This window comes from Deltaproteobacteria bacterium, from assembly GCA_009692615.1.
Taxonomy (GTDB): Bacteria; Desulfobacterota; Binatia; order UBA9968; family UBA9968; genus DP-20.
The window spans coordinates 42643-53729 of the sequence record SHYW01000024.1; the positions used below are offsets into that span (position 1 = coordinate 42643).

Here is an 11087-nt window from a genome sequence, read left to right on the forward strand (position 1 = left end):
GTAAAAAATCGGTGTGTAGGGCGCGATTTATCGCGCCCACCGCAGTCATTTTTTTTACGCCTTACATGCTCTTTGCGGCGAATCTTTTCTTCTCTCTAAATTATCTAGCGAAAAGTTTCAATTTATCAGCCGGCAGGCGGATGTAAACTTGTTTGGGCGGCGCGGCTCTTTGGGTGGTTTTGAAGCGCAGCTTTTGGCCGCTGACCTGCAAGTCGCAAATCGTCAGCTCGCCAAGAAACGTCGACGACAAAACTTCCGCGCTGAATTCGTTTTCGCTTCCGGTGGCTGTCTCGCTTAGCAGCAACTCTTCCGGACGGATGGCGACGCTGACATTTTTTAAATTGCCATCGTGAACCGCGCAGGCGAGCTTGCCGATGTCGCTATCGATTTGACCGCTGTTGCTGATTACGCCGTCGATCAAATTGGTCGAGCCGAGAAATTCACAAACGTCGCGGCTCGCCGGCGCTTCGTAGAGATCCCGCGGCGGCGCGCATTGCAGGACTTTGCCTTTGCTCATCACCGCGACGCGATCGGCGAGCGCCATAGCTTCGACTTGGTCGTGGGTGACGTAGAGCACGGCCATGCCGAATTTCTTCGATAAGTTTTTGATCTCATCGCGCACTTCTTCGCGCAGGCGGGCGTCGAGATTGCTCAGCGGTTCGTCCATCAGCAGCACTTTCGGTTCCACGGCGAGAGCGCGCGCCAACGCCACGCGCTGCTGCTGGCCGCCGCTCAGAAACGGCGCGGGCCGGTCGGCGAGGCCGCCGAGCTGGACCATCTCTAAAGCAGTAGCGACTTTTTTCTTGACCGCTTCGGCGGAATATTTATGCGGGCCATTGAGCAGAGGGAAGGCGACGTTTTGAAATACCGTCATGTGCGGCCAGACGGCGTAGGATTGAAAAACCATGCCCAAGCCGCGCCCTTCCGCGTTGATAAAGAAATTGTGTTCGGCGGAACTGACCAGCGTGTTGCTGATGGTGATCTCGCCGCCGTCGGGCCGCTCTAGACCGGCGACGCAGCGCAGCAAGGTGGTCTTGCCGGAGCCGCTGAGACCGAGCAGAACGAAGAACTCGTGTTCGGCGATTTCGATGCTGACGCCGTCGACGGCGCGCACCGAGTCGGTACCGGATTTGTAAATTTTTACTAGATTATTGATCGAGATCATGATTCGTAGAGCTAGCGCAACGGCGACGATTTTTCATCGCTTGGTTTATCATCCCGCTATGGATTTGCAACTCGATGTGCGGACAGCCTGTCGGTTTTTTGAATGGCGGCTCAGTCGCTGGCGTACTTCAGCCGCAAGTAATAGTTCACCCAGCCGATGTATTCATGCAGCGCTGCGAAGATTCGCGGCGCGACGCTTTCGTTGGGGGAAAATTCGAAGGGCGTAAGCTCGATCTTGCCGACGGAAAAATCGCCCGGCGCCGGAATCGGTTCGGGCACGCGGCTGGAGAAGACCAACATGCTGCGCGGCATGTGCAACGCCGAGGTGACCAAGAGGTAGCGCTTCCAGCCATGCTTGTTGAGCAGCTTTTGAGTTTCTAGCGCGTTTTCGAAAGTGTCACGGGATTTTTCTTCGCCGAAGACGTCGCTCTTGGGCACGCCCCAGCGGATCAAGAACTCCCGGACGATTTTGTTTTCATCTTTGGCCGGCGTGAACGGATCGACGTGGCCGCCGCTGACGATGATCGGCTTGGGTTGGATGCGATACAGCCGCCAGGCTTCGTCGAGACGACGAAACATCGCTTCATCAATCGACGGAAAGGGAATCAAGCCGCGCGCCGCGATGCTGCCGCTGGTGAGCACGACGATGGCGTCGTAAGTGCCGGCTCGTTTGGGATCGAGCAGCGGCGGGTAGCGCGACTCCAACGGATAGCGGAGCGCGTAGTTGAGCGGGCCGCTGTGCAGCGCGAGAATTAGAAAAATTATCAACAGCAAAAGTTTCCGCGCCCAGCGCCGCTGCCAAAAAATCACCACCGCGAGCAGCAAGAGCAGCCACGGCATGGGCGGCAGGAGCAGGGCTTTGATGAATTGTTTGAGGAGGAACATGGGGGAGATAGGAGTCAGTAGTCAGTTTCGGATGCGGTTCGACTTGATCTGCCAACTGGTAACTGACCACTACACATTACTCCGCGTCCGGTTGCTTTTCCGACGCGGCGTTGGCGAAGGCAGGAATGGCGTTGCAGTTGTTTTCGATCGCCAAGATCGTCGGGTATTTCGCCAGATCGCAGCCGTAGCGGCGGGCGTTGCCGAGTTGGGGGATCAGGCAAACATCGGCCAGTGTCGGGCTGTCGCCGAAACAGAACTTGCCGCGCTTGGGCTGCGCATGAATCATCTCTTGGAGTGCGGCGAGACCGAGATCGATCCAATGTTGCGCCCACTGATTCACCTGCGCGTCTGTTTGGTTGTAGGTCGCCTTGACGTAGTTTAACACGCGCAGATTTTGTATCGGGTGCACTTCGCAAGCGACGACCAGCGCCATGCTGCGCACCAGCGCTTTGTCCGCTGGGTCTTTCGGCAAGAGCGGCGGGTTAGGATGGGTCTCTTCAAGATATTCGATGATCGCCAACGATTGGGTCATAATCTTGCCGTTGTCGTCTAATGTCGGCACCAACGCTTGCGGATTGATCGCGGTGTAGGCTGGCATCAGTTGCTCGCCGCCGCCGCGCCGCAGGTGAATCGGCGCCGACTCGTAGGCGATGCCTTTGAAGTTGAGCGCGATGCGCACGCGATAGGACGCGGAGCTGCGGAAAAAAGTATAGAGTTTCATGGGTGTCCTCGGAGTGGAGTGATGGAGTGTTGGAGTAATGGAGTATTGGGTCGGAAAACCCATCACTCCACCACTCCATCACCCCGTGTTATTGAAAAATCTTTCTGTATTCCTTGCGTCTCTCGGCCATCTGGTTGGCGTCGGGTTCGTCCATCTCGACAACTTGGATTTTGTCGGCGTCGGCGAGCGGCGGATGGATGCCTTTTCGGGTGACGAACTCGCCGAACTTGGCCATCACGCGCAGACTATCGTCGCTGTAGAAGTAATCGAGAAAGGCCTTGGCGGCGTTGGGCCGGGCGGCGCGGCTGCTCATCGTGATGGCATGGGAGTGGCTGAGAAATTTGTCTAGTCGGACGTAGTCGAGCGGCGCGCCCTTTTGGCCGAAGCTGATGACGTATTTCAAATAGGTGATGGCGATGGGAGTCTCGCCGGTGGTGACACGCTCGGCGGCGGGCAAAACGCCCTCGACGATTACCGGTTTGGTGGCGCCGAGATCGCGCAGATATTTATCGGCGCGATCTTTGCCCATGAGCTTGTATAAACTCATGGGCCACATGACGGCGACGGCGCCGCGGGAGGGATCGGGAAAGGCGAGCTTGCCGCGAAACTCCGGCTTCAATAAGTCCTCCAACGACTTCGGCGCTTTGTCGGCGCTGAGAATGCTCTTGTTGTAAACGATGCCGACGATGGAGGTGCGGTAGCTCGGGCCCAATTGCGGATGCTGAAACTCGGCGGCGAAGTTTTTCGCCATCGGCGAGTCGTACTTTGCCAGCGCGCCTTCGCTGAGCAATATTTCCATCGGCCCGGAGTTGTTGAGCACCAGATCGTAGCCAACCTTGTTGGCGCGCTTTTCACTCGACGCCCGTTCCAGTACTGTCGCACCGGCGGCGCGCCAGTAGTCGACCTTGATGCCGGTTTTCTTTTCAAATCCCTGCTGAATGCCGTCGAAGATGTCGGTCTCCATGGAGCCGTAAATGACGACTTTGCCTTCCTTCTTCGCTTCGGTGAGCAGCTTGGCGTCCTGGGCTGCGACGAGAGATGGGAGACAGAGACAGAAATAGAGACAGAGAAGGTCGATCGGTATGCGCATCTTAGTTTCCTGTTGTAGGGGCGCAGCGGGCTGCGCCCATCCGACATTACGCAGCTAATTCCAACGACGTGACGAAGGGCAGTCCACTGACGACTTCGCGCGCGCCGCTATCGTCAACGACGAGCAGCGTGCCGTCCGACGTGCCGGCGACCATGCCGTTGCCGTCGGGTGTTGGGCAGAGGTGCATGACGCCGCCTTTGAGATTGTCGATGACGGTTTCCCAGCTCTTGCCTTTGTCGTTGCTGCGCAGGATCGCCGCCATGGCGCCTTCTTCGCGAATCCAGTTATAAGGCCGGCCGCGCGCGGCGCCGACGTAGATCACGCCGTTTTTGTCTTCGGCGACGGAGATGCCGTAGCCGTGATTCTTCGGTGAAATATTTTGCCAATGGCCGGCGCGGTCGGGGCTGCGGAAGCAGGCTTCGCCGCAGGCGAGAAAGACGTTGCCGCTGTGTTGCTTGGACGCCAGGATTTCATGGATATCCATGTCGGTGAGCCCTTCATTGCAAGGTTCCCAGCCGCGTCCGCCGTCGTCGCTTAACACCATGCCGCCGACTTCGATGCCGGCGTAGAGGCGATTATTGTTGCCGGGCTCGTAAGCTAAATAGCGCGTGCGCGATTGCAATTCCGGGCTCGGCGGAAAATTTGCCCCGGCGCTGTGTAAGCGCACGCCTTCGAGTTCTTCCCAGCCGCCGTTCTGGCTGCGATACACCGCCGACGGGATCGTGCCGACCATGACGCCGCCATTCAACGCCAGGGCCGAGTAGAGAAACATTTTCGGTACCTGCGGGTCGGCGCGCTGCCAGTGGGCGCCGGCGTCCTTGGTGTAAAAGAGTCCCGAGTGTTCGGTGCCGGCGTAGATGGTTTTCGGATCTTCTTCGTCCACCGACATGCAAGTGAGCGTCCAGTAGGAAAGATCGCGTTTGGTCTGGGTAAACTGTTTGCCGTTTTGCTCGAACCGATACCAGCCGGAAAATGTCGCGACGTGTAGGGCTTGCTTACCGTTGGTTGTACTCATAGTGACTCCTTGCGGCGAAATGCCGAGTGAAAATTGCTTTAGTATTAACTCGACAGGGGTGGGGATGGCAAATGGGTGGAGGATATTGATCGTTAGAAAAATGATACTTGTCGATGGTAGAAAATGTCCAGGTCGATGTCGCCTCCGAGCCTCCTCTCCCTTGAGGGGAGAGGATTGAGGTGAGGGTGCTCAATTGATTCCCCTCATCCTAACCTTCTCCCGCAAGGGGCGAAGGGATCGGATAGGTTTGAAGGCAACATAAATTCGGTGGCTGCTCATGAATCACGCCAAACAACTGCGGAAGAATATGACGGATGCCGAACGCGTTCTGTGGCGCCACCTACGATCACGGCAGCTTTCCGGTCATAAATTCCGCCGACAACAACCGCTCGGTCCATAACGTTGTCGACTTTGTCTGTTTAGAAAAGCGCCTTGTAATCGAACTCAACGCCGGTCACCATGCTGATGACATTCAATTGGAATATGATTCCGAGCGCACAGCTTGGTTGGAACAAAACGGCTATAGAGTAATTCGATTTTGGAATCACGATGTCCGGCAAAGCGCCGAGGCAGTCAAGCAGGCGATATTTCAAGCGCTCCAATAAATCGGCTGCGCATCCGATCCTCTCGCCCCTTGCGGGAGAGAGTTAGAGTGAGGGGTTAAATCCATTCGATTCTTGACCGCTGCGCCGATTACAAACGGAGAAAGAAACATGCCCCTTACCCATGACTTCAAAGAAACGAGCCGCGCCCGCGCTTAGAAGGACGCCAAGTTCCGCCAAGCGTTATTGTGCGAGGCCGTCGAAAGCTAACTGACCGGCGATCTGGAAACCGGCAAAGCCGTGTTGCGCGACTATGTGAACGCGACGCTTGGATTTCAGGAGCTTGAAGAGCGCACCGACATTCCGGCCAAAAGTCTTATGCGCATGCTTGGACCCGAGGGCAGCCCATCGGCTGCGAACCTTTCGAGCATCCTTACCGCCTTGCAGAAAACCGAAGGCGTCCATTTTGAGCTTTCGCTCAAAGGCTAAGATGTGAAGCTAAATAACGATTAAGAGCGCGCGGAACAGAATTGCTTGTTCTGTCTGGGCCTATGGCTCTGCTAGATAATTTTTTGGATTTGCCGTCATTTCGTCACGTTGGGCAGATTATCGCTTGATTGCTGGCGGAACAAAGTTGGCTTGTACCAACCCTTCCACATACAAGATCGCTTCTTCCACGCACATCTGAAAGCGTTTGGTCTTCGCTGCATCGGGGCGCGGTTGCAGGCGCGACGACTTGAGTACGTCGAGAATCTCCGTCGACGCCAAAGCGACCATGCCGTCCAGCGCCGCCTGCCAAACTTCTTCTTCCGGATCGTTGAGTGCTTCGACGATGAACGCCGGCGATTGCTCTTCGCGTCGTTCCCAGGCGACCGTGACTAGAAAGGCGCGTACCTCGGGATCGGTTTCTTGGCCAAAGGCTTCAACCAATGCCGGTACAAGTTCTTCCTCCGCTTCGAGCAGCGTGGTCATCGCGGCCTCGTCATCGCCGGCGCGAAAGGCTTTTAGGCTGTCAATTATTTTGTCGTTCATACTTGTCTCCGCGGCGATGATCTGTGGAGCGCTTCCTCTCCCTCGACGGGAGAGGATTGAGGTGAGGGTGCTCAATTGAATTCCCCTCATCCTAACCTTCTCCCGCAAGGGGAGAAGGGATCGAGGGGCGAACCAGATTCATCGTAGTGTGCTTCTTAATTGGTGTTAACGCTGCCAGATTTCGATCAGCTCCTTCGACTCCACCACATCGGCGAATTTTTCAATGCGCTTGAGCGCGGCGTTGTGGCCTTCTTCGGTATAAGTCCCGACGCAGTCGCGGACGATGACCATGGAGTGGCCGCGATTGTGGCCGTCGCGTACGGTCATCTCGACGCCGCCGTCGGTGGTGCAGCCGATCATGACGGTCGTCGTCGCGCCGATGTTGTGCATGATGGTTTCGAACTCGTTACCGATGAACATGCTCGGCCGTCTTTTATCGATGACGATATCTTCCGGCGCCGGTTTGAACGGTGCCATGATTTCCCAGTTGGTGCTGCCCTTCAGGCGGCGCGGTTTCAATTTGCTCGGGTGATCGACTTTCTCGTTCTTCATCGCCCGGCGAATCCAGGTAGTCGCTTCTTCGCTCCAGAGAAACGGCGTCTGGCGCGTGTAGACCGTCTTGATTCCCGCCTTGGCCGCGGCGGCGATGAGCGGCGGCGCATTGCGGATCAGCGCGTCTTTGTTGAACGAGCCGCCGGCCTGATCGTTCTGCATGTCCCAGACCAGCAGGACGGTGCATTTGGGATCGACCACTTCTTTCAATTCGTTGGAAATTTGTCGGCCGGCGAATTCAATCATAATTGTGCCTTTCGGAGAGAACGATGGGTTTCGCTGCGCTCAACCCATCCTACGAACTTTGATATTGTTGCAAAGCTCCCGGCTCCGGACAGTAAGGCAAGCAGTCGGCGCAGCCGGTGCATTCGCTTTCGATCACTTCGTACATGTGATGGATGTCCTGCATCTTGGGATGGACGGCGCGCTCGGGGCAGACTTCGCGGCACAGGCCGCAGGCGATGCAGAGGGATTCGACGATTTTGACTTTCATAGTTCTGGGTCTTGTAGGTTTATTGTGAAGGTTATTTCACCACGAAGGACACGAAGAACGCGAAGTTCGGGGTAATATTTTTCGAAGCCTTCGTGTCCTTCGTGCCTTCGTGGTGATTTCGACTCTTCTCATAAACGACCACAATTCGATTGGCTCTACGCGTTGCCGCCCAGCGCCCGGCTTGGTTCCGGCGCCCAGGGGCGCAGGAGAAAATCGAAGACTTCTTCGATGGGTTTTTGATCTTCGGGCGTCAGAGCGTAGGCGTCGATTTGATATTTGCCTTCCATGAAGTGCATCAACTCTTCTGCCGACTGGCTGTGCAGTTGGTGGCGAATCAGCTCGTCATCGATGATGCTGAGCGTAGCGGCGATGCCGAGGCAGGCCATCGATTCGTTATAGTAGTGTTGGCCGGCGCGGGCCAGCGGATGGATGTGCGGGAACATGGCGGTCATGCCGAAATAGGAAAGCTTTGGCTGAGTGTTCGCCCGCGCATCGTCCATCAATTCTTCTTCGCGCTCGATAAAGCCGCCGCGCAACATGACATCGGCGTGGAGCTGGCCATGCTTCACTTCGTCCCAGATTTGCCGCGCGCGCATGCGTTGCAGATCGATATATTTCTGCTGTTCGCTAATTTCTACCGAGAGAATCTGCGTCGACATTTGCTTGAGCGACATGAACGGGCCTTCGGCGGCGTAACCGCCACGCGCGCGCGCGGCTTTGTATTCGTCGCTGCCGGACGCCAAGTCGTTCTCCGCCGCCTTGATCGCTTGCAGCACGAGCTTGTCCCACAGCGGCAGGCAGCGCTCGGTTTGGCGCATTCGAAAATCGACACCGGGTCCGATGAAGCCGGTGGGGTAGACCCATTTGTCGAGGAAGTCTTTGAGGATTGAATGCATTCTGAACTCCGTGCAATTGCTTCAGCCCCTCGATACGCGCTCCGCGCTACTCGGGGGAACGGATGTATAAGTAGTTCGCCCGGTTAATTCCTTCAATGTTTTATGGTTGCCTCGGCCAGCGTTTGTTTTCGGTCCAGACTTCCGGCGGCGGTGGTACCACCGAGCGGCCGGTTTTGGTTTCGACGATCGAGCCTTCGGCCGGGCAGTACATCAAGCACACGGTGCAGCCCGGATAGGTGCAGCGCTCGTCGATCTCGAAAAAATGCTGCGAAGTCGGCGCCACGACCACGGCATTGATCTCGATCTCGCGGCAGACGACGTAGCACATGCGGCATTCCGTACACTTCGCGTGATCTATTTTAAGCGATGGCATTGAGACAATTCCAAATTACAAATTTAAGATTCCAAATTGCCTGCCGTCAGTCGATGTCCGCTTGGACGGTCACTTCGCCGGCTTTTTCTTCGGCCATGCCCAAGACGAAGCGGGTGGTTTCTTCCAGGTAGAATAAATAATCGCGCCGGGTTTCGGCGGCGAGCCGTTTGGCCAGCTCCATGTCGACTGGTTTCGAAATAAATTTTTCCACTTGAAACTTGCCCATCATGACATGGCTGCGGGTTTCGGCGAGTTGACTGTGGAACAACGCGTGGATCGATTCGTCGGGAAACAGTTTGGCGAATTTTTCCGTCCAAGCGAGTTCGATCGCCTTGGGGCCGAGGTTGTGCGCAGCGATGCGGATGTTCTGCGGATAGTTGGCCAGCGCGCGCAGGCAGAAAATGTACGAGCCGGTGCGCGTCGCGGTGCCGAATTGTGTGTACGGATGGGCGAAAAGTTTTTTCTGCGTCGGCGCCCAGCCGCGCCGCAGCATTTCGTCGCACAGCTGCATCTCTTGAGTCGAGTCGTCGTGGATTTGTTTGCCGAAGAGATAAGCGACCGCGGGCGGATACTCGTTCAGATTAATTCCTTGAGCCCAGCCGCCGTAGACGTAGTACATCATGCGCTTGAGCGTCCACAGCCGAGCGAGTAAGCGAAAACATTGATCGCTAGTAAATTTGCCGGCGCGCGCGGCGTCGAGCACGGCGTCCATCGGTGTGACGGCGGCGTCTTTTTCGCTTTGCGCGATCAATTGCCCGGCGAGGGCGGCGCCGGGTTTGTCGGTTGAGATATTCATCGCTGTTTCTAATCCGGTCTCTTCCCCCTCGACGGGGGAAGATTAAGATGGGGGTGATTCTTTGAATCGGTTCAATGCGTGCACTGAGCACCCCTATCCTAACCTTCCCCCGTAAAGGGCGAAGGAATCGGATTCGGAGTGGTCAGTGCAGATTGATTCTTTCAGCTTGCCGCCGCCAATAATCTTTCGTGCCCCTTCTTCGAGATCGGTGCCAGCTTGTCGGTGATCAATGTCCAGCTCTCGCCGCTGTCTTCGCTGCAATAAACTTCGCCGCCCGTCGTGCCGCCGAAGATGGCGCAGTTGCCGTTGGCTTCTTCCAAACAGAGCGCGCCGAATTCATGTTTCAAGCTCGCCGGCAGACCGCCGGCCAGTCTCTGCCAATTTTTCCCGCAGTCTTTGCTGCGATAGATTTTTCCCTCGGCGCGGGCCGCCGGGCCGGCTTGGCGCCAGGTGACCGGATTATGTTCGGCGGCGGCGACGAACATGGTGTCGGGATTTTTCGGATTCCAGACGAAGCCGTCGGGATAAACATCTTTCGCCCAATCGTCCGCGGTCCAGCGTTCCCAACTGTCGCCGCCCGTGTGAGTCACGTAAAGTCCAGCGCCGCCGGTGACGTAGATTCTCTGCGGATCGCGCGGATCGATCAAGCAGCGGTGCACGTCGTAGAAATGTTCCACCGGCCGGTTCTGGTCTTTGTACAAGCCCACCGTGTTGAGCTCGCGCCAGCTTTTGCCCAGGTCGGTGCTTTTGAGAAACGCGCCTTGCTCGACGCAGGCGTAGAGCGTGTGCGAGTCTTGCGGATCGAAGGTGATAAATTTCGTATGCGCGATATGCGGCGCCGCTGGGAACGACCACTGCGAAGTCGTCGGCACTTCACGCAGCGAGGGGATTTCGCTCCAATGCATTCCCAAGTCTTCGCTGACAAAAAGGTGAGCGGGTTGCGTTCCAGCGTAGACCCGAACTTTGCCGTCGACGACATGGGACGCCAGACTGTAGACGTCGTGGATGGTCATGCCGTTGTCGCGTCGCTCCCAAGTCTTGCCGCCGTCGGTGCTGGCGTGGATCGAGCCGAAGAAGGCGCCGGCGAATATGGTGCCGGTGGTTTTCTCGAAGACGATCGCGCTGATGTGTTGCCCGCGCAGCGCGCGTTGGGTTTCGCGCCAGCCATCGCTGCCGCGCTCGAACAGCACCAGTCCGTCTTTCGTGGCGACCCACAGCTGCTTGGAGCGCTCGTCAGCCGAATATACGTTGGTCCCGCCATGGGAAAGTCCGATCGCCATAAGTCACCTCCGGTTATTTGCGTCGAATGATAGCACCCTCGACTATTGGGCACACTTTATCAAGCGAGATTCTTCGGCGTCAATGGTTGAGTAGGCCATCTGTTGTAGCAAGGTGATTATGTCAGGGGTTAACGGCAACGTAATTATGTCAGGGTGGAAGGATGACAACCCTGACAATGAAAGACGAGAAACGACTAGACGTAATTCAACGAGTATATCGCAGCGAGATCACCGTGGTTGAGGCCGCA

General features: G+C 56.7%; 12 protein-coding genes and 2 pseudogenes. 2 read left to right on the top strand and 12 right to left on the bottom strand.

Annotation, left to right across the window (positions count from 1 at the left end; genetic code table 11):
• Positions 1-100 precede the first annotated feature (100 nt).
• The 5 genes from EXR70_08045 to EXR70_08065 all read right to left on the bottom strand — a co-directional run bounded on the left by EXR70_08045 (position 101) and on the right by EXR70_08065 (position 4875).
• Complete coding sequence (locus EXR70_08045) at positions 101-1165, bottom strand: ABC transporter ATP-binding protein (protein ID MSP38426.1); 1065 nt, start codon at positions 1163-1165, stop codon at positions 101-103.
• A gap of 110 nt (positions 1166-1275) precedes the next feature.
• On the bottom strand, positions 1276-2049 hold the full coding sequence (locus EXR70_08050; protein MSP38427.1) for a YdcF family protein: 774 nt from the start codon (positions 2047-2049) through the stop codon (positions 1276-1278).
• Positions 2050-2125: 76 nt separating this feature from the next.
• Positions 2126-2770 (bottom strand): maleylacetoacetate isomerase, encoded by a 645-nt coding sequence (gene maiA / locus EXR70_08055; protein MSP38428.1) that lies wholly within the window; start codon positions 2768-2770, stop codon positions 2126-2128.
• Between the two features lie 88 nt (positions 2771-2858).
• The gene (locus tag EXR70_08060; GenBank protein MSP38429.1) at positions 2859-3860 is read right to left on the bottom strand and encodes an extracellular solute-binding protein; all 1002 of its coding nucleotides are present in this window, start codon (positions 3858-3860) and stop codon (positions 2859-2861) included.
• Positions 3861-3906: 46 nt separating this feature from the next.
• Positions 3907-4875 carry a hypothetical protein gene (locus tag EXR70_08065; protein ID MSP38430.1) on the bottom strand — a complete coding sequence of 323 codons (969 nt, stop codon included), beginning with the start codon at positions 4873-4875 and terminating at the stop codon, positions 3907-3909.
• Positions 4876-5152: 277 nt separating this feature from the next.
• On the opposite strand from EXR70_08065, the pseudogene EXR70_08070 reads away from it, so the two are divergent.
• Together EXR70_08070 and EXR70_08075 are read left to right on the top strand one after the other, a co-directional pair.
• Positions 5153-5480 (top strand): annotated as a pseudogene (locus tag EXR70_08070) (endonuclease domain-containing protein).
• Positions 5481-5588: 108 nt separating this feature from the next.
• Positions 5589-5906 (top strand): annotated as a pseudogene (locus EXR70_08075) (transcriptional regulator).
• A 117-nt stretch (positions 5907-6023) separates the two neighbouring features.
• Here EXR70_08075 and EXR70_08080 read toward each other — a convergent pair.
• The 7 genes from EXR70_08080 to EXR70_08110 form a co-directional block, all read right to left on the bottom strand.
• Entirely contained in the window at positions 6024-6449 is a 426-nt protein-coding gene (locus tag EXR70_08080; GenBank protein MSP38431.1) for a HEAT repeat domain-containing protein, read from the bottom strand.
• Between the two features lie 165 nt (positions 6450-6614).
• Entirely contained in the window at positions 6615-7247 is a 633-nt protein-coding gene (locus EXR70_08085) for a cysteine hydrolase (GenBank protein MSP38432.1), read from the bottom strand.
• Between the two features lie 49 nt (positions 7248-7296).
• Complete coding sequence (locus EXR70_08090) at positions 7297-7494, bottom strand: 4Fe-4S dicluster domain-containing protein (GenBank protein ID MSP38433.1); 198 nt, start codon at positions 7492-7494, stop codon at positions 7297-7299.
• A gap of 155 nt (positions 7495-7649) precedes the next feature.
• On the bottom strand, positions 7650-8390 hold the full coding sequence (locus EXR70_08095) for a hypothetical protein (protein ID MSP38434.1): 741 nt from the start codon (positions 8388-8390) through the stop codon (positions 7650-7652).
• A gap of 100 nt (positions 8391-8490) precedes the next feature.
• Complete coding sequence (locus EXR70_08100) at positions 8491-8763, bottom strand: hypothetical protein (GenBank protein ID MSP38435.1); 273 nt, start codon at positions 8761-8763, stop codon at positions 8491-8493.
• 46 nt (positions 8764-8809) lie between these two features.
• Complete coding sequence (locus EXR70_08105) at positions 8810-9559, bottom strand: hypothetical protein (GenBank protein MSP38436.1); 750 nt, start codon at positions 9557-9559, stop codon at positions 8810-8812.
• Positions 9560-9720: 161 nt separating this feature from the next.
• The gene (locus EXR70_08110; protein ID MSP38437.1) at positions 9721-10839 is read right to left on the bottom strand and encodes a hypothetical protein; all 1119 of its coding nucleotides are present in this window, start codon (positions 10837-10839) and stop codon (positions 9721-9723) included.
• Between the last annotated feature and the right edge of the window lie 248 nt (positions 10840-11087).